The sequence below is a fragment of the Kibdelosporangium philippinense genome (assembly GCF_021390435.2).
GTDB classification, from domain to species: Bacteria; Actinomycetota; Actinomycetes; order Mycobacteriales; family Pseudonocardiaceae; genus Kibdelosporangium; species Kibdelosporangium philippinense.
Genome location: NZ_JAJVCN010000001.1, coordinates 3,326,891 through 3,343,700, shown reverse-complemented (window position 1 = coordinate 3,343,700; position 16,810 = coordinate 3,326,891). Strand labels below are relative to the sequence as shown.

Annotated in this window: 19 protein-coding genes and 2 pseudogenes; 5 read left to right on the top strand and 16 right to left on the bottom strand. The window is 64.8% G+C overall.

Annotated elements, in window-relative coordinates; translation table 11 throughout:
* Window positions 1–136 precede the first annotated feature (136 nt).
* Window positions 137–460, bottom strand: a complete 324-nt coding sequence (locus LWC34_RS15460; protein ID WP_233725755.1) for a hypothetical protein — start codon at window positions 458–460, stop codon at window positions 137–139.
* A 77-nt stretch (window positions 461–537) separates the two neighbouring features.
* Window positions 538–1,176, bottom strand: a complete 639-nt coding sequence (gene yczE, locus LWC34_RS15455) for a membrane protein YczE (protein ID WP_233725754.1) — start codon at window positions 1,174–1,176, stop codon at window positions 538–540.
* A gap of 61 nt (window positions 1,177–1,237) precedes the next feature.
* On the opposite strand from yczE, the gene yczR reads away from it, so the two are divergent.
* On the top strand, window positions 1,238–2,686 hold the full coding sequence (gene yczR, locus LWC34_RS15450; RefSeq protein ID WP_233725753.1) for a MocR-like transcription factor YczR: 1,449 nt from the start codon (window positions 1,238–1,240) through the stop codon (window positions 2,684–2,686).
* Here yczR and LWC34_RS15445 read toward each other — a convergent pair.
* Window positions 2,636–3,256, bottom strand: a complete 621-nt coding sequence (locus tag LWC34_RS15445; RefSeq protein ID WP_233725752.1) for a TetR/AcrR family transcriptional regulator — start codon at window positions 3,254–3,256, stop codon at window positions 2,636–2,638. The genes yczR and LWC34_RS15445 overlap by 51 nt on opposite strands.
* A 77-nt stretch (window positions 3,257–3,333) precedes the next feature.
* Between LWC34_RS15445 and LWC34_RS15440 the strand changes: the two genes are divergently transcribed.
* The gene (locus tag LWC34_RS15440) at window positions 3,334–4,701 is read left to right on the top strand and encodes an ABC-2 transporter permease (RefSeq protein WP_233725751.1); all 1,368 of its coding nucleotides are present in this window, start codon (window positions 3,334–3,336) and stop codon (window positions 4,699–4,701) included.
* Here LWC34_RS15440 and manD read toward each other — a convergent pair whose 3' ends face one another.
* The 6 genes and pseudogenes from manD to LWC34_RS15415 form a co-directional block, all read right to left on the bottom strand.
* Window positions 4,702–5,895: a D-mannonate dehydratase ManD gene (gene manD / locus LWC34_RS15435; protein WP_233725750.1), complete on the bottom strand. Its 1,194-nt coding sequence runs from the start codon at window positions 5,893–5,895 to the stop codon at window positions 4,702–4,704.
* The gene (locus tag LWC34_RS15430; protein ID WP_233725749.1) at window positions 5,892–6,371 is read right to left on the bottom strand and encodes an ABC transporter permease family protein; all 480 of its coding nucleotides are present in this window, start codon (window positions 6,369–6,371) and stop codon (window positions 5,892–5,894) included. The genes manD and LWC34_RS15430 overlap by 4 nt, the downstream gene beginning before the upstream one ends.
* Entirely contained in the window at window positions 6,368–7,237 is an 870-nt protein-coding gene (locus LWC34_RS15425) for a carbohydrate ABC transporter permease (protein ID WP_233725748.1), read from the bottom strand. The genes LWC34_RS15430 and LWC34_RS15425 overlap by 4 nt, the downstream gene beginning before the upstream one ends.
* Window positions 7,234–7,923 (bottom strand): annotated as a pseudogene (locus LWC34_RS15420) (extracellular solute-binding protein); the annotation flags it as partial. The pseudogene LWC34_RS15420 and the gene LWC34_RS15425, both read right to left, overlap by 4 nt.
* 92 nt (window positions 7,924–8,015) lie before the next feature.
* A pseudogene (locus LWC34_RS56900) lies at window positions 8,016–8,312 on the bottom strand (extracellular solute-binding protein); the annotation flags it as partial.
* 312 nt (window positions 8,313–8,624) lie between these two features.
* Window positions 8,625–8,831 (bottom strand): hypothetical protein, encoded by a 207-nt coding sequence (locus tag LWC34_RS15415; protein ID WP_233725747.1) that lies wholly within the window; start codon window positions 8,829–8,831, stop codon window positions 8,625–8,627.
* Between the two features lie 59 nt (window positions 8,832–8,890).
* Between LWC34_RS15415 and LWC34_RS15410 the strand changes: the two genes are divergently transcribed.
* Entirely contained in the window at window positions 8,891–9,079 is a 189-nt protein-coding gene (locus LWC34_RS15410; RefSeq protein ID WP_233725746.1) for a hypothetical protein, read from the top strand.
* Here LWC34_RS15410 and LWC34_RS15405 read toward each other — a convergent pair.
* Entirely contained in the window at window positions 9,076–9,807 is a 732-nt protein-coding gene (locus LWC34_RS15405) for a FadR/GntR family transcriptional regulator (protein WP_233725745.1), read from the bottom strand. The two genes, LWC34_RS15410 and LWC34_RS15405, sit on opposite strands and share 4 nt — an antisense overlap.
* Window positions 9,808–9,905: 98 nt before the next feature.
* On the opposite strand from LWC34_RS15405, the gene LWC34_RS15400 reads away from it, so the two are divergent.
* Window positions 9,906–10,484 (top strand): phosphatase PAP2 family protein, encoded by a 579-nt coding sequence (locus tag LWC34_RS15400; RefSeq protein WP_233725744.1) that lies wholly within the window; start codon window positions 9,906–9,908, stop codon window positions 10,482–10,484.
* Here LWC34_RS15400 and LWC34_RS15395 read toward each other — a convergent pair.
* Genes LWC34_RS15395 through LWC34_RS15380 form a run of 4 tightly spaced genes read right to left on the bottom strand, consistent with a single transcriptional unit; the run spans window position 10,474 to window position 14,013 of the window.
* Window positions 10,474–11,490 carry an SIS domain-containing protein gene (locus tag LWC34_RS15395; RefSeq protein WP_233725743.1) on the bottom strand — a complete coding sequence of 339 codons (1,017 nt, stop codon included), beginning with the start codon at window positions 11,488–11,490 and terminating at the stop codon, window positions 10,474–10,476. The genes LWC34_RS15400 and LWC34_RS15395 overlap by 11 nt on opposite strands.
* The gene (locus LWC34_RS15390) at window positions 11,487–11,969 is read right to left on the bottom strand and encodes a PTS sugar transporter subunit IIB (RefSeq protein WP_233725742.1); all 483 of its coding nucleotides are present in this window, start codon (window positions 11,967–11,969) and stop codon (window positions 11,487–11,489) included. Before LWC34_RS15390 ends, LWC34_RS15395 begins: the two co-directional genes overlap by 4 nt.
* On the bottom strand, window positions 11,970–12,392 hold the full coding sequence (locus tag LWC34_RS15385) for a PTS sugar transporter subunit IIA (protein ID WP_233725741.1): 423 nt from the start codon (window positions 12,390–12,392) through the stop codon (window positions 11,970–11,972). It lies immediately after the preceding gene.
* Window positions 12,376–14,013 (bottom strand): PTS system mannose/fructose/sorbose family transporter subunit IID, encoded by a 1,638-nt coding sequence (locus LWC34_RS15380; RefSeq protein ID WP_233725740.1) that lies wholly within the window; start codon window positions 14,011–14,013, stop codon window positions 12,376–12,378. The genes LWC34_RS15385 and LWC34_RS15380 overlap by 17 nt, the downstream gene beginning before the upstream one ends.
* A gap of 139 nt (window positions 14,014–14,152) precedes the next feature.
* Between LWC34_RS15380 and LWC34_RS15375 the strand changes: the two genes are divergently transcribed.
* Window positions 14,153–14,893: a DeoR/GlpR family DNA-binding transcription regulator gene (locus LWC34_RS15375; RefSeq protein ID WP_233725739.1), complete on the top strand. Its 741-nt coding sequence runs from the start codon at window positions 14,153–14,155 to the stop codon at window positions 14,891–14,893.
* Window positions 14,894–14,910: 17 nt separating this feature from the next.
* Here the strand turns inward: LWC34_RS15375 and LWC34_RS15370 are convergent, their stop codons facing one another.
* Both LWC34_RS15370 and LWC34_RS15365 read right to left on the bottom strand, forming a co-directional pair.
* Window positions 14,911–15,972, bottom strand: coding sequence for a ricin-type beta-trefoil lectin domain protein (locus LWC34_RS15370; protein ID WP_233725738.1), 1,062 nt, complete (start codon window positions 15,970–15,972; stop codon window positions 14,911–14,913).
* A gap of 382 nt (window positions 15,973–16,354) precedes the next feature.
* Window positions 16,355–16,780 carry a MarR family winged helix-turn-helix transcriptional regulator gene (locus tag LWC34_RS15365; protein ID WP_233725737.1) on the bottom strand — a complete coding sequence of 142 codons (426 nt, stop codon included), beginning with the start codon at window positions 16,778–16,780 and terminating at the stop codon, window positions 16,355–16,357.
* Between the last annotated feature and the right edge of the window lie 30 nt (window positions 16,781–16,810).

The following is a 16,810-nucleotide window of genomic DNA, read 5'->3' as shown; positions in this document are numbered from 1 at the left end:
ATCCCTGGTACGACGGTGGCCGCGACGACCGATCCCGCAGCGACACCGATGAGTGTCCGACGGTCCACAAGCGACTCCCCACGTGAATGATCACCGTGGTGGATCGTAGGAGTACACAGTGGACACCGCAGGTCGATCAGGGACAGGGGTTCTTTCCTGACGGCTGGACCCGGCAAAGTCCGATGTTCGCGGCGATCGGGCTGTTGCCGCAGGTGGCTTGTGAGAACCCGGGATAGGTGCCTGCCGGCTCCCAGCTGCCATAGGCATAGCTTGAGCTTGTGCACTTGGCGACCGCACGGTAGTAGCCCCCGCCCGCCTTGCACTTGGCGCTCGTGGTGCGTAGGCCGGAGATGCCCCAATCGCAGTTCGACGGCCACGGCTCGGCGGACGCTGTGCCTGGCATTAGCACAGCACCTGCGGTAACCAGGCTGGTAATGATGGCGAGCGCGCGTGTGCGCATCCGAGACCCTCCGTTTTCCCGCTGTAGAAGAACGACGTGAGTCTCGTGGACCGCGCTTGTGATTTTCTTGCACAGTGTCAGACGGGTTGCGGCACCTCCGCCGATTTCCACGTGACAAAAGGCAGGAGTAGGTGCATGAGCGGGCCGACCGCGAGCGCATAAAGGACAGTGCCAATACCGACCGTGCCACCGAGCAGCCACCCCACGCCGAGCACCGTGAGCTCGATGCCGGTGCGCACGAGGCGAATCGACCGGCCTGTGCGGGCGGCGAGGCCGGTCATCAGGCCGTCACGGGGGCCGGGGCCGAGCCGGGGGCCGACGTAGACCGCGGTCGCGATGGCGTTGAGGACGATCCCGCCGATCATCAGCGCGATCTGCCACCCAAGAATGTGCTGGTCAGGCACGATGGCGCGGGTCAGGTCGACCGCGATCGAGATGACGACGATATTGGCGATCGTGCCGATCCCTGGCCGTTGTCGCAGCGGGATCCAGAGCAGCATGACGAACACGGAGATGATGGCCGTGAGCGTGCCGAATGTCAGCCCGGTCCGCTTGACCAGGCCATCCGTCAGCACGCCCCACGGAAACAGCCCGAGCAGGGAGCGGGACAGGATTGCCGTGCTCACGCCATAGAGCACGAGTCCGATGAGCAGCTGGGCGGACCGGCGGACAGGGGCGCGACGGAGACTGAGCGGACTGAAATCGACTGATGCCACTTCCGCAGTCTCTGGCACAACTGGTCTGGCATTCCAGAGCCAATACGCGATAATTGGCCTTATGACCGCCATCATCCCCCTCGGGAGCCGCATTTCGGGCGAGCGATTGGCTGTCTTGTTGGGCGAGTGGCGTCGTCGGGGCGCCCGGCAAGGCTCGATCAACCTCGCTGGGGCGATCGAGCTCTACGTCCGCGACGGCCAGTTGCCGATCGGGACGCGGCTGCCTGCCGAACGCGAGTTGGCGGCGTCGCTCGGGGTGAGCCGGACGCTGATCGGTGCGGCCCTCGACAAGCTGCGCGAAGACGGCATCGTCGCGAGCCGCCAAGGTGCGGGGTCGTGGATCGCGGGCACGGGTGCGCGGCGGCAGCAACCCACGATGCCGACCACCGACGCCTTGTTTGACCTGGCGAAAGCCGCTCCGCCAGCTCTGCCGGGGATGACGGCGGCGGTCGACGCGGCGACGCACGAGCTGGCCGCGTACATCGGCGGCAACGGGTACATCACTGGCGGTCTGCCGCTGCTGCGTGAGCGGATCGCGGAGCGCTACACGGCTCGTGGCCTGCCGACGACTGCCGAGCAGGTCATGATCACCAGCGGTGCGTACTCGGCTTTCGTGCTGTGCCTGCGGATGCTCGCCGGTCCGGGTGATCGGGTCCTGGTCGAGCAGCCGACGTACCCTAACGCGCTCGACGCCGTCCGTGCCGCGCATGCGTTGCCGGTTCCGGTCGCGTTGGATTCGGTGAGTGGCTGGGATTTCGCCGGGGTCGAGGCCGCGCTGCGCCAGGCGTCACCGCGGTTCGCCTATCTGGTCGTGGACTTCCAGAACCCGACCGGGCTGCGGCTGGACGTCGAAGGACGCGAGCGGCTCGGCGGATTGCTTGCCAGGACACGGACTCCGGTCCTGATCGACGAGTCCCTTGTGGAACTGGACTATCAGGGTGATCCGGTCGGCGGGCCGCCACCACTGGCAGCGTTCGCGGGTGACCTGTCGCTGACCATGGGTTCGGCCGCGAAGTCGCATTGGGGCGGGCTGCGGTTGGGCTGGATCCGGGCGTCGGTCGACCTGCTGGACCGGCTGCTGTCATCCCGGGTCGCCGTTGACCTCGGCGCGCCGGCGTTCGAGCAGCTCGTGCTGGCGTCACTGCTGGAATCCGACAAGCCTTTGGCGCGGCGCCGGGAGGACTTCCGGCATCAGCGGGACGTGCTGGCTCAGGCGCTGGGCGAGCACTGTCCGGATTGGACGTTCAACCTGCCGGACGGCGGGCTGTCGTTGTGGTGCAGGCTGCCTAACCCGATGAGTACACGGATCGCGGTGTCGGCGGCCAATCATGGCGTGCAACTGGCGCCAGGGTCGCGGTTCGGCGTGCACGGCGGGTTGGAACGGTGGTTGCGGGTGCCCTTCACGTTGCCGCCAGACCAGCTCGTCGAGGCGGCCAGACGGTTGGGCGCCGCTGTGGCCTCAGTCAGCAGCTGCGCCAATGTGCCAGCGGTCGACGTCGCGGTCACCTAGGGTCGCGAGTGCCGTGAAGACCTGCTCGAACAGGTCGTTCACGTCGGCCGTGGGGTCGTCACGCAGGCTCTCGATCACGAGCCGGGAGCCCGCGATCGAGGCGGACGCGACCGTCCGGACCCGGATATCGGTCTCCGGCAGTCCCGTTCGCTTGGCGATACCGGCGGCGACGGCGCGTTCCAGGTCCTTGCCCAGCCGCAGGCCCGTGATCATGAGATGCGGATGCGCCTGGAGCAGGGCCTGCTGGGTCTGCCAGACATCAGAGTTCATCGCGGTGTGGAACACATCGCCCACGGCCTGCGCGGCGGCTTCGAACATCGTCGCGTCGCGCCGATACGACGTGATCGACTCGATGATCTGCGCGGCCATGCCTTGCCGCGGCAGGAAAACGGCATCTTCCTTGGTCTCGAAGTAGTTGAAGAACGTCCTTGGGGAGACGCCTGCCTCCCGGCAGATCTCCTCAACCGTCACCGCGTCGGGGCCCGCGGCGCGCATCAGCTTCAGCGCGGCTTCGTGCAGCGCCTGCCTGGTGGCGAGTTTCTTGCGCTCGCGCAGCCCCATCGTCTCCATGTGCTCGATCTTACACTACTGCAAACTTGCAGTGCTGCAAGATCGGGCTACGGTGGAGGACGGCAGAGGAGGTCGTTATGGCGGAAGTGGTGCCAGCGGCAGCAACAAAGACGCCGGGTATGGGAAAGGCCCTGGTCCAGGCGTTGTGGTTTCCGGCGTTCTTCGTGGTCGGGTTCATGGTCTTCTACCTGGTTCCGTTCCACGCGCCCGCGCCGCATCACGTTCCGGTCGCCGTCGTGGGCCAGCAGGCCGCGGGCTCCCTATCCACGGCACTTGAGCAGCGTGCGCCCGGCGCTTTCGACATCACGGCCGTTGGCTCCGAGCAGGCCGCGAGGCAAGCCGTGCTTGATCGAGATGTCGTCGGCGCGTACGACCCTGGCACGCACACGCTGTTCGTGGCGAAGGTGAATGGCGCGCCGTTGTTGCCGGTCTTGCAGGCGACTTTTGCTTCGCAGAACCCGACGGTCGTCGACCTGGCTTCTGGCGCGCCAGGGGACAGCACCGGAACCGGTTTGTTCTATCTCGTAATGGTGTGCAACCTCGTCGGCTACATCGGTGTCATGATGTTGTTGCAGGCCACGGCCATTCAAGGCAAACGCAAGCTGTTGACCTTGGCTGGGTTTGGAGCGGCGACGTCCATTGTGGTCTTCGCGACCGGTTTGGCGCTGGACGTCATCCCGTTCGACCTGTGGCTGTTGCCCGTGCTGTTCCTGCTGACTCAGGCGACCTCGTGGGTCACGTTCGGCCTCGAGCCTCTTGTGCGGCAGTACATCCCGGGCGTGGCAATGGGTTTGTTCGTGCTGATGAGCATCCCGTCGAGCGGTGGCGCCATTCCCAAGGAGATGGTTCCTGGCTTCTTCCGTGCCCTGCACCCGATCATGCCTCTTGGACAGACGATTGACGCGGCGCGAGGAATCCTGTACTTCGACGGCAAAGGCGTCGTGGGTCCGCTGCTTGGCCTGTTCGCCTGGTTCTTGCTGGGCGTCGGCTTGCTGGTGTTCGCGGGTTGGCGCAACCGCAAGACGGCTGACGCAGAGGCTGAAGACCTCGATGCCGAGCTGTCCAAATTGGACCCACAGCCAGGGCATCACGAGGCACGCGTGTTGATGGGCGAGGTGCGTGACCGCAACGGATGGCCGGTTACCGATGGCACGGTGACCGTGACCGACCACGCGGGCAAGCAGCTCGGCATCACGCGGATCAAGGACAATGGGACGTACACGTTCTCGCTGACCGACGTGTCACCGCAGTACGTGACCGTGATTGTGATCTCGCCGCGCTACCGGGCCGCTGCCGATCGAGTCGCGGTTGGACACCAGGTCACGAGTTCGCTCGACTTCGTCCTGGATGCACCATCCACTGTGGGGCATCGGCAGCCGCGCACCGACGTGTCCGGCGAGGGCGCGGCTGCCGCGGGGAGCGCGTCGATTTTCCCGATCGACTGATCACCAGTCGTGAACTGTGCCGTCGTGCAGCCGATTCACCGGCAGATATGCCTGTGCGTACGGGTGCGCGGCGGCCAGTTCCTCGTTCAGCTCGACACCGATTCCGGGCGTCTCGCCCGGGTGTAGGTAGCCGTCGCTGAAGGTGAACGCGTGCGGGAAAACCTCGTCGGTCTGCTCGGTGTATCCGGCGTACTCCTGGATTCCGAAGTTGTGGATCGCCAGGTCCAGGTGGATTCCGGCGGCCATGCCGACGGGGGAGATGTCCTCTGGGCCGTGGATGGCGCTCTTGATCTGGTGGATCGCGGCGAAGTCGAAAAGCTTGCGGAGCGGTGTGACACCGCCGAAATGCGTGACCGAGGACCGGACGTAGTCGATCAGCTGTTCCTGTACCAGGGTCTGGTAGTCGAACACGGTGTTGAAGACCTCGCCGATCGCCAGCGGGGTTGTGGTGTGCTTGCGGACCAGGCGCAGCCCGTCTTGGTTCTCCGCCGGAGTGCAGTCTTCCAGCCAGTACAGGTCGTAGGGTTCAAGGTCTTTGCCTAGGCGCGCGGCCTGGATTGGCGTCAGGCGATGGTGGACGTCGTGCAGCAACGGCAGTTCCGGGCCGAACTCGGTGCGCACTGCTTCGAACACCCTGGGCACGTGCCGCAGATAGGCGCCGGTGTCCCAGTCCTCGACCACAGGCAGATCCGCCTGGTCCAATGTGGACCTTACGCCGTACACCTTCCGCAGGCCGGGGATTCCAGTTTGGATCCTGATGGACTTGTATCCCTGAGCCAGCATCGCGCGCACCGAATCGAACAGCTCGGGGATGTCGCTTCCGTGTGCGTGACCGTACGTCCGGACGCGTTCGCGGCTTTGTCCGCCTAGCAACTGGTACAGCGGCAACCCGGCCGCTTTCGCTTTGATATCCCAGAGTGCGACGTCAACCGCGGCGATCGCCGCCATCGTGACTGGTCCGCGTCGCCAGTACGCGCCTCGATAGAGCGACTGCCAGGTGTCCTCGATCCTGTGTGGATCCGTGCCGATCAGCAGTGGCACCACGTGGTCGGTGAGGTAGCTGGCCACGGCCAGTTCGCGCCCGTTCAAGGTGGCGTCGCCAAGGCCGGTCACGCCCTCGTCCGTCTCGATCTTGAGGGTGACGAAGTTGCGACCGGGACTTGTCACGACCACGGTCGCGGCGACGATCTTCAAGATATCCCTTTCGTTAGACCGGAGACGATGTACTTCTGGCCGAGGATTGCGGCGAGCACGACCGGCAACGTCATCAACGTCGCCGCGGCCATCAACCCGCCCCAGTCCGTGCTCGCGTAGGAAATGAAGTTGAACAAGGCGACCGGCGCGGTCTTGGTGTCCTCATTGGAAAAGATCAACGCGAACATGAAGTTGTTCCAACTGGACACAAAGGCCAGCAGACACGCGGTCGCCGTTCCTGGCGCGGCGAGTGCGGTCGACACGACGCCGACGATCACCGAGTTGAGCAGGGATCTGAGGATCTCGCCGTCCTTGAAGATCGCCTGGAAGTTGGCGAGGGTGGGGTCGAAGAACAGGCCGACGCTCGGATCGGTCACTTGGATATTGGTCTTGAAGGCGGCGGCGAACAACCAGAGGATGGGCAGAGAGAAGAAAAGAGTGACAAGAGTGATGGCGGTCAGCCGGAGAATCCTCATTTCGCCTCCCTGCTGCCACCCCGCCGCAGTATCACCACGACCCCCACGATCACCAGCGTGAACAACACCAGAACGGCTGCGGCGAAGCCGTATTCCTGGTAGTCGAACGTCAGGCCGTATGCGTAGATGTTCAGGGTTTCCGCCTCGAAATCCGACCCGCCACCCGGGCCTTTGGTGGCATAGATGATGTCGAACGTCTTGAGCGCGTCGACACTGCGCAGCACGATCGCGGCGACCAACGTCGGCCACAGCAGCGGCAGGACCACGTGCCGCAACCGCTGCCACGCGTTGGCACCGTCCACTTGAGCCGCCTCTTCCGGCTCACTGGGCAATGTGGACAATCCAGCGAGTGTCAGCAGAGTCATCATCGGCGTCCACTGCCAGATGTCGATGCCCATCAACGTCGGCAACGACTGGCTGGCCGACCCGAGAAACTCCAGCCTCGGCAGACCGGCAGCGCTCAGCAGGTGGTTGGCGATGCCGTTGGTCGGATCGAGAATCAGCAGCCACAGGATGCCGACGGCGACCGGCGTCGCCAGCAACGGAATCACGAGCACAGTGCGGACAATCCTGTTGCCACGGAACGCCTTGCGCATGAGCATGGCCAGCGCGAGCCCGAAGATGGTCTCGATCACCACGGCCACGACCGTGAAGTAGATCGTCCGTTCGACCGCGGGCCAGAACCTGCGAATGTCCTCAATGGCGTCGATGAAGTTGAGGAGTCCGACATAACGCTCGTCCGCGTTCACTGCCCCGAAGGCGTTGGTGAAGCTCAGGTTCACCGTGAACACGAGCGGAAATATGATCATCAGCCCGATGAACGCGAGGGAGGGTGCGAGCATCGCCCATTTCAACGACCGGGTCATTCCGCCGCCCGGTAACTGTTGTCCCGCGCGAGGAAAGTGGCGAACTCGGCATCGGCGTCTCGTACGACATTGGCAACTGGATTGCCCAAGATTCCGGCCACAAGCGGGCGTCCGACAATGTCCCTGGCGCGCCCAACCTGCACCACATCCGGCCGATCATGACTGACCCCGGTCGCGGCACTCGTCTGCATGGTCCTCGCGAGGTCCGGCGGGAACGCTTTGACAGTCGCCGGGTTCTGCCAGGCGGATTGCCTCGCGCCAGGGATACCGTCGGCTTGGATCTGTCCGACCACGTCCGGGCTGGAGGCCCAGCGGATGAACTCCCAGGCATGGTCTTGCAGCAGGGAGAACTTGCTGATCGCCAGGCTCCACGAGGGGATGTTGTACGGCTTCGACCCTGCCGGTCCTGCCGGGAAGGGCGCGTATCCGATGGTGTCCTTGACCGTGGAAACCTTGGGGTCCAGGAAGCTGGTGTAGATCGCGTCGGCATCGATGTAGAACGCGGCCTTGCCTTGGGCGAAAATCGGCATGGCTTGCTCGAGACTCATGTTTGTGGCACCCGGCGGCCCGGCTCGTCCCAGCAGTTGGCCGTAGTACTCGTACGCGGCGATCGCATTGGGTGTGGCGATGGCGGACTTGCCATCCACAGTGAAGTCGCCGCCGAACGAGTAGAGGAAACTTGACCACTGGCTGACCGCGCCCGCTCGTTGGCCTCGGCCGACGTAGCCGAAGAAGCCGTTTTTCTTGAGCCTGAACGCACTGTCCTTAGTGCGTCCAAAGTGGCCGGTGGCTCAGTCAAGTCCTTGCGGTAGTACAACGCAGGCCGCTCGGTCACCACGGGGACACTGAGGACTTTGCCTGCCGTGTTCGAGCGTTGCCTTGGCGCGTCCTGAAAATCGTCCCACTGATAGGCCGGATCATTGACCAGTCCGGTGAGATCGGCCAGCCACCCGTTGCGTGCGAACAACAATTGTTCCTGCAGCGCACGGACCATCATCACGTCGATGTCGGTGGCCGAGGCGTTGAGTTTGACGTTGTAGCTGTTCGCCAGTTGATCGGCGGTGAGAAGGGACATCGAGACCCTGCGGCTGATCCGCTGCTCGAACTCGCCGATCCGCTTGTTGATCGCGCGGGGCCAGACGTGGTTGACGGCCATGATGCGCAGCGGGGTAGCCGGGCTGGCGCTCGGTCTCCCACACGAACCGAGCGACAGCCCGCCCCCCACGCCCGCAAGAACAAGTTTTCCCAGGTTACGACGGCTCAGGGACATCATCGTCCTTACTGGTCCAACTGGTAGGACCAGTCGGACCATAGCAAGTCGAAGGGGGTGGTGACCAGCCTTGAGACGAAGTCACTGATCACCGATGCCGAAGGCTTGGACCGCGTCCTACTGGCCGCCCACCAAAGTCATCCGTCTCGCGCCCGAACCCACGTCCACCCAGGCCACAGGCCCGAAGACGGCAGGTGCCGCCATCCAGGTTCGCAGTGAAACGGGCGACATCTTGCGGCCAGCGGCGTAGCCAGCGTGCGAGCGTTCGGAGTAGTCGACCATGCCCGCGAGCCGCCCGCCGGACGATCCGGTTGGATCAAACAATCGGGTTAATCGGCACGCGACGCCCATTTCGGCCAGACTGTACGGCGAGGAGGTCTTTGGTGAGCAACAACGGGCGCCCGTTATTCGGGCCGATCGATCCATATGCCCTGCTGCCGACGGCGGCGGTGGCGAGTTTTGCGCTGGTCCTACTGCTCAATGGCGTGGTGCTCTTCGGCTTGGTCCTTGTCGTCTTCGCTGGGCTGATCGTCGCGTTCGACTCGTGGGTGAACCGAGGGGAGCGACGCTAGCGGCGCAGGAGCCGTTCAATGTGTTCGGTGGCCATCAGGTCCACACTCATATCAAGCGAAGGCCCGTATGTGCGTAGCCCAAGAGCCAGGTGCTCACGCATGCACATGCGGGCCCGTTCGACGTCATGCGCCGAGATCGCCTCGATGATCTCCGGGTGATGCGGCACGCCCGGCTCGCCGATCGACGGATCTGAGTGCGACCGCAGCATCATCTCGAACATCATGCCGCTGATCGACGCCAACATGATCCGCAGCACCGGGTTGCCGCTCGCAGCCGCGATGGTGTCGTGGAAATCGAGGTCCGCATGCGCCTTGTCGACGACGTCGGACGCCGCCTCCATCCGGGCGTTCGCTTCGCGCATCGTGGCGATCTGCGTGTCGGAGGCGCGCTTGGCGGCTAGGCCGACGATTTCGACCTCGACTGGGATCCGGGCCTCGATCAGATGCCGCACGGTCGGCCGTCCGGCTCGGTAGAGCGCGTCGTAGCTGCGGGCATGTGCCGATGAGCGGTCGCTGACGAACGCGCCGCGGCCAGGCGCGACCTCGATCAAGTGTTGCGCTTCGAGGCGTCGGAGGACTTCACGGACCACGTTGCGGCTGGCGCCGAACTGTGCCGCGAGTTCCCGCTCTGACGGGAGTTTGTCGCCTGCCGCGATGTCGCCGTTGCGGATGTCGTGCTCAAGCTGCAAGGCGATGCGTTCGGTCAACAGGCCCCGCTGGCTTGGCATGCGCGTCAGGATACGGCAGCTCAGATGCCTCGTCCTCGCGTCGACACGGCTCGATACCATGATCATTATTCATCTGCCGTTCATCTTCAGGGGGTTGTGTGTTGTTCGATGTGATCAACGGACTGGCCGGGCAGAACGCCGTACTGGACGCGGTGATGCTCTTCGCAGCGGGACCGCTGATCTACATCCTCGGCGCGGCCGCGCTGGCCGTCGCCTTGGTCCACATGCGGCATCGGGACCGGAAATCGAACCTCTGGCTCGTCGGACAGGCCGCAGTCGCGCTGGTCGCGTCGTTCGTGGTGAACCGAATGCTGCGGGTCCTGGCGTTTCACGAGCGGCCGTTCCAGACACGGCAAGTCAACCAACTGGTCCAGCACGACCCGGGCGTGTCGTTCCCGAGCAATCACGCGACCGCCGCACTCACTTTCGCGTTCGTCATCGGCTTCCTGATCTCCCGCAAGTGGGGCTGGATCCTGTTCGCCCCGGCGCTTCTGGTCGCGATCTCACGGGTGTACGTCGGCGTGCACTGGCCGTCGGACGTGATCTGCGGCGGAATCGTCGGCCTGACGATGACCATCCTGGTGACGAAGTTCGGCCGGAAACCGCGTCCCGCACCGGAATCAGCCGATACGGTCATTCTGCCGCGCACCGACGACACCGTGGTCATCAAGCGGTGACTGAGCGGCGCATGATTTCCCGCGCCGCACGGTGCTTTGACTCGTTGGTACGCATGATGTCCGGGTTCAGCCCGCGTGCCAACGCCAGCCGGTAGGCGAAGACGTACAGGGGAAGCACGCTGAACAGCGGCATCAGCATCTCGTCGACGTCGGGCAGCGAGTCGCGCAGCAACCACACCTCGGCTCCCACAAGCCGCATTCCTTCGGCGATGCGGTGCGCGTGGGCCTCGGAACGACCGTGTGGCGCGAGAACGATGACCAGTTCGCCGGGTTCGGTGCTCGCCCACGTGCCATGTGCTGCCTCTTCGACTTGCCACGCCTCCGAATGCATGGCCGCCGCTTCGGTCACCTTCAACGCGCCTTCACGAGCCGTCGCCAGCTCCGGGCCGCCGCCGACCACGACAATTCTGCTTGCCGACGCGAACCTCGATGCCAGTGCGGTCGCGTCCGCCGAGTTCGTGGCCAGCGTGAAGGCAGCCAGGTCACCAGCCTGAGCGAGAGTTTTCTCCATCGCAGGGACTGGACGGCCGAGCAACCTGGCCACGGCCAGCGCGAGCGCGTACCCGCGCGCCAACGTGGTCGCGTAACTCCGGGTCTTGGTCAACGGCGGTTCGAGGCCACCGGGGCCGACCAGCACGTGGTCACACGCCTGCGCGAGTGGTGACATCGGTGCGTCGGTCAACGCGACCGACAGTCCAGTGTGGCTGGTCACGGCGGCCATGACGTCAGCTGTGGTACCGGTGTGCGACAAGGCGATCAACGTGTCGGGATGCGGTGGCGGGTAGGCCGCGTACTCGAAAGCATTGTGCACGCGGGCCGTGATTCCCGCGAAGTTCTGAAACGCGTGGGCGATGGCGATGGCGGCGAAATGTGATGTACCGCAACCGATCAGGTCTATGGACTGCCGTGACGCGACAGCTTCCGCAGCGATCCCAAGACCGATGGGGGAGTGGCGCAAGGCGTCGGGGATGGCCAGAATGCCTCCCCACATCTGGTATTCGGTCATCGTTTGGCGATCTCGTCGTTCAACAGCTTGCGTTTCTGCGCGGGCAGCCACTGCACGGACAACCGGATGCCGTGGTCAGCGAGAGTTTTCCAGGCCAGGATCTCCTCGTCGGTCGCGTGTACCTCTTTGGTCAGCTTGTGCCGCGCGCCTTCCGAACGTACGCCGCCGATGTTGACCTCGCTGAGCTCCAACCCGGCCGCTACCACGCGTGCCAGATCGACCGGGTTGGCCACGAGCATCAGGACTTTGCCGTCCGGCCACGTGCCATCCGAAGCTGCTTGGCTGGCTTGCTCGACGCTCCACACCACCAGCCGGGCGCCTGTCGGCACGGCCATTTCCATCAAGCTGATGTCGAAAGGGCTCGCGGCCACGCGGTCGCTGACGACGAGCAGGACGTCCGCGCCGACGGCCCGTGACCACCCCATGGTCACTTGGCCGTGCACGAGCCGGTGATCGACGCGGACCAGTTCGATCGGCACTCATGTCTCCTCGGATGGCGGGCGCCAGCGGATGATGCCAGCGGGCCCGGCCTCGATCATGATCTTCACGAGCTCGTCGAGCTGCCTGCCTTGCCTGCGCACCAACGCCTCGAGCACCATCGGCAGGTTCACCCCGCCGATCACTTCGACGCCCGCGCGCTCGTGGGAGATCCGGGCAGCGGTGGAAAACGGCGTCGCGCCGGGCAGATCCACGAGGACGACGACTCCGGCGCCAGTGTCGATGTCCTCGATCGCTTCGCGTAATCGGGCAAGGAAGTCGCTCGGCGACTCCTCGGCCGGCAGCGAGATCGCGGCGAAGTCGTGCTGCGGACCAATGATCACTTCGACCGCACTGGCCAGGCCGAGGGCGAAGTCGCCGTGGCCGGACACCACGATCGCGACCTCGTCATGAGGACGGGACACCAAGAACCCCCAACGCTCCGAGTGCGAACCCGCCGACGGCGAGCCCGATGAGGATCAGCACCGCGTTGGCGCCGCGCCGCACGAGCCAGAACACCAGCAACGTGATCAGCAACGGAACCAGCTTGGGCATGATGTGGTCGAGCATTTCCTGCAGCTTGATAGTGGCCTTGCCCTCGATGTACGACAACGGCACGTTGACCACCAACCACGTGCCCACGAGCGCCCCGACACCCATGAGACCGGTGATCGACGCGCCTTCCATCAACCTGCGCAGCGCGCTTTGGTCGATTCGTTCGAAGAGCCTGCTGCCGAGCCGGAATCCGGCTTTCAGCGTCAGCCAGCGCACGACGACGTGCACGATGTTGACCGGCACAAGGAAGATCAACGGCGCCAGCAGGTTGGCCTGCATCCCGAGGGACGCGCCGATGCCCGAGAAGATCGGCCGGAGTGTGCCGTGGAACGCCGAGTCGCCGACACCGGCCAGCGGTCCCATCAAAGAGCCTTTGACGCCTTGGATGGTCTGCACGCTGACGTCCGAGGCGCCGATGCCGTCGGCGACCGCGGCGCCATTGACTTCCTTGTCGGTCTTCGGTTTCGCAGGTTTCGTCGCGTGCCGGGTTTCCAGGTCGGCCACCAGGGCGTAGATCGGTCCGGGCAGCCACGGGTGTGTGTTGAAGAAGGTCAGGTGCCGTTTGAGGGCCGCACTGAGGTCTTGGCGTTCCGGGTAGATCCGCTTGAGCAGCGGCATCATGCCCCAGGTGAAGCCGATCGCCTGCATCCGGTCGAAACTGAACGCCGACTGCACGGCGAACGACCGCCAGAACAGCCTGCGCTGGTCTCTTTTGGACACCAGAGCGCCGGTTTCGTCATCGGAATCCGACCGGACCAGGCGGATTCCGCCCTTATGAGAGATCCATAGCGCTGCGACCATGGCGCCGAGCAGTGCCACCCCAAGCACGCCGAACCCGGTGTACGCGGCCAGCAGGAAGCCGATGAAGAAGAACGGCAGCAGGGACGTCGTGACCAGGGTGTTCATCAGCAGCGCGAAACCGAGCGCGGGCAGCACCGCCCCGGCGACCGCGAGGCCATCGCCGACAGGGCCACGGATGCTGTCGGCAAGACCGCGTACAACGTCGTTTCCAAGCACGAGCCCGAGGTACGTGGGCACCGCGATACACAGAAAGTGCACCAGGTTGCCGAGATGCAGCATCGCGGTGATGCCGCGCGTACTGCCTCGGTCGGCGTATCTCTCCGCGCCAGTGACGAAGACCGAGCTGACCGCCTTGGCCAGCAGTTCTCCGAACGAGCCGAGCAGCGCCGCGGGCACCGCGATCAGCAAGGCCTGACCGGGATCCAGTCCGCTGTCGATGGCCAGCGCGGTGCCGATGATGCTGCCGATGGCCAGGTTCGGCGGGACCGATCCGCCGATGTCGGCCGCGCCGATGAAGATCAGTTCGAGCGAGGCGCCCACGATCAGGCCGGTCGGCAGGTCGCCGAGGATCAGACCGGTCACCGGGCCGAGGACGATGGCCCGTTCGAGGAACAAATCGCCCATGAACCGGCGGCTGAAGTAGGCGAAGCCCGCGATGAACGCGAGTAAGAGAGCCTGACCGACCGACATGGGCGCGCTCCGTTCAGCTTCCGCTGGAGGAAGTCCGCAACGTAACACCGTCGATGAAGACGAGACAAGCAGAACCGCGCAGATATCTTGCGCGTTATTGCTCGATTGACCTTTCGTCAGCGGTTCGTATGCTTCTGGAGTGCGTCGATCTGATCGGTTGAATGCGATCATGGAGCGCCTGGCCAAGGACGGCAGCGTGGCCGTGACCGCGCTGTCGCGCGGGCTGGGCGTCTCCGAAGCGTCGGTGCGCAGAGATCTGTCGTTCCTCGAAGCGCAGAAGTGGCTTTCCCGGACCCACGGCGGCGCAGTCGCCCGCTCGGCGTTGCCCGCAAGCGTCTCTTTGGTGGCCGAACGGCAGGCTGAGCGGTTCCGGATTGCCGAGCTCGCCGCCGCGCAGGTGCCCGATGGCGCTCGGATTGCCCTTGCCGCAGGGTCTTTGTCGGTGTTGATCGTGCGTAGCCTTGCTGACCGCTCGTCGTTGACTGTGGTCACCAACGAACTGGAAGCGGCTTACGAGGCGTCTTTGCGGCCTGGTGTGCGCGTGATGGTGCCTGGCGGTGTCACAAGCGTGGGGGCGTCGGTGCTGACCGGCTCAGTGCTGCGCGATGTGTACCTTGACCTGGCGATTATCGGTGGTGACGGCGTGAGTCTGGCAGCCGGGCTGACCACTGAGGACGTCCAGGTCGCGCAGACCGCACGGTCCTTTATGGAATCCGCGGCCCGCACTCTCGCGGTTTTCGACACTCCCGAGGTGGGCGCGGCGGCGTTCGCCCGGATCTGCCCGCTGACCGATGTGGCCGCGCTGATCACCGCCGAGGATGTGGATTTGGGTGTCAGGCAACGGATTGAGGACGCGGGCGTCCCGGTCGTGACCGAATAGGACGCCCGCTTGTGGATCTACCTCACGGACCAGACCTGCGCGCCTGTCCCGTTGCACCGGTGGAGTTGCACGTGGGTGCCGTTCTCGGTGCCGCTTTGCGTGACGTCAACACACTTGCCTGACGCGTTCACAATGGACCCGTTGCTGGCGAACACGAATTGCTGCCCCGGGGAGCCGTTGCAGAGCTGGATCTTGGCGCCGTTGCTCACGTCAAGGCAGCGGTCGCCGTAAACGCGCAGTTCACGGGCGGTGGTCCGGACCCAGTGCTGGTTCGCGCCGCCGTGACAGTCCCAGATGATGATCTGCGAACCTGGCCCGTTGCCGCCGCCCGCGACATCCATGCACCGCTTCGACTGCGGGTTCGACAGCACAGCGTCCTCGTTGACCGGCGGTTCGAGGATGTGGCGCAGGCTGCCTGGCACCTTCTCCAGCGCGGCGATCCATCGGGCGGCCATCTTGTCGTACCCCGCCTCATTGGGGTGCACGCCGTCCGCGAGATCCGCCTCAGTGAGCCCGGTGTGCATGTCAACGAGGTGAGTCCTCGGACCTTTAGCCGCGACCACGCCGGGGACAGCGGCGTTGAACGTCCGGATCCGAGCCTCCCACGCCGGGTTGACCTCCGGGGTCAACTGGGCGACGAAGATCTCCGCGAGCGGGGCGTTCGCCCGGATCTTGTCGATCAACGCGCCAAGCCTCGCCGGGGCGTTGGCCATGTCGTGGTCCTGGTTCACATCGTTGGTGCCGATGTGCAACAGCACGGTCCGTGGATTGGCCGAGCGGATCCACGACACGATGTTGTTGTCCAGTTCGTCGATCCGCCAGCCAGGATGGCCTTCGTGATCGTGGTCGCCAAGGCTGGCGGGGCCGTTGAAGCCGGACCCGACGAAGTCCACTGTGTACCGGCCGGTGGCGCGTTGCCATAAACCGACCCGATATCCACCTTGGACGTTCCAGCCGTCAGTGATCGAGTCGCCAAGCGGCATGACGCGCACGCCGCCGTTCGATTCAGCCTGCGCGGGGGCCGCCGCGGCGATGGAGAGACCGACAGCCAGGGCAAGACCGAGTCGCCAGAGTTTCATACCTCCGACCTTACTGAGCGTGAATCAAAGGCAACAGACCCCGAATATGGGCAAAAACCCGGCGTGTCCACCATTCCAACACCCCAAGATGACCGTTCCAGCACACCGTGTCCACCGTTCCGACACACCGTGTCCACCACTCCGGCACATCGTGTCCACCACTCCGGCATACCGTGTCGACCGTTGCGGCACATCGTGTCGACCGTTCCAGCACACCATGTTCACCACTCCGGCATACCGATGCCCTTGACCGGCAGCGGGCATTCCCTGGCTCGCCGCTCCTCGATGTAGCGCCGACCGCCCAGCGATCTCGCTGTGCCGGAACGTGCAACTCATGGTGTCGGAGCGTGTGTTTCAGTGTGTCGCAACGGTGGACACGGCTTTAGGTGGCCTCGAACCATTGGTCCAATCGGGCCAATGCTTCCGCTGTCTCGGTGAACTTGTCGGCGCCGATGGCTGCGCGCATCTGCTCGTTGAACTCGTCCATCGCCGGGCGGACTCGGTCAAGCGCTCGTTTGCCGGACGCGGTGAGCTCCAAGGCGATCGCACGGTATTGGCGGGGATGAGTCCTCTTGCTGATCAGGCCCGCGTCCACGAGTCGCGTGACCATCGAGGTGATCGCGGACTCGCGTTGTCCGAGGGTGTGCGCCAGTTCCTGCTGGGTCACGCCTGGTTGTTGCTGGACGGCGAACAGTGCGCCCAGTTGGGCCGTGGTGATTCCGGCTGCTCCCATGCATCGCCGGTCAGCCGCGACGCGCAGGTGGTGTGCCGCTCGCTGGAGCTGGAAGTACAGCCGCTCGTCCGCCATGGCTCCAGATATTGACAAAGAACCACGCCG

Coding starts and splice junctions, on each gene's coding strand:
- LWC34_RS15460 (WP_233725755.1), bottom strand. CDS start 460: ATGCGCACACGCGCGCTCGCCATCATTACCAGCCTGGTTACCGCAGGT.
- yczR (WP_233725753.1), top strand. CDS start 1,238: ATGACCGCCATCATCCCCCTCGGGAGCCGCATTTCGGGCGAGCGATTG.
- LWC34_RS15445 (WP_233725752.1), bottom strand. CDS start 3,256: ATGGAGACGATGGGGCTGCGCGAGCGCAAGAAACTCGCCACCAGGCAG.
- LWC34_RS15440 (WP_233725751.1), top strand. CDS start 3,334: ATGGCGGAAGTGGTGCCAGCGGCAGCAACAAAGACGCCGGGTATGGGA.
- LWC34_RS15430 (WP_233725749.1), bottom strand. CDS start 6,371: ATGAGGATTCTCCGGCTGACCGCCATCACTCTTGTCACTCTTTTCTTC.
- LWC34_RS15425 (WP_233725748.1), bottom strand. CDS start 7,237: ATGACCCGGTCGTTGAAATGGGCGATGCTCGCACCCTCCCTCGCGTTC.
- LWC34_RS15405 (WP_233725745.1), bottom strand. CDS start 9,807: ATGCCAAGCCAGCGGGGCCTGTTGACCGAACGCATCGCCTTGCAGCTT.
- LWC34_RS15395 (WP_233725743.1), bottom strand. CDS start 11,490: ATGACCGAATACCAGATGTGGGGAGGCATTCTGGCCATCCCCGACGCC.
- LWC34_RS15380 (WP_233725740.1), bottom strand. CDS start 14,013: ATGTCGGTCGGTCAGGCTCTCTTACTCGCGTTCATCGCGGGCTTCGCC.
- LWC34_RS15370 (WP_233725738.1), bottom strand. CDS start 15,972: ATGAAACTCTGGCGACTCGGTCTTGCCCTGGCTGTCGGTCTCTCCATC.
- LWC34_RS15365 (WP_233725737.1), bottom strand. CDS start 16,780: ATGGCGGACGAGCGGCTGTACTTCCAGCTCCAGCGAGCGGCACACCAC.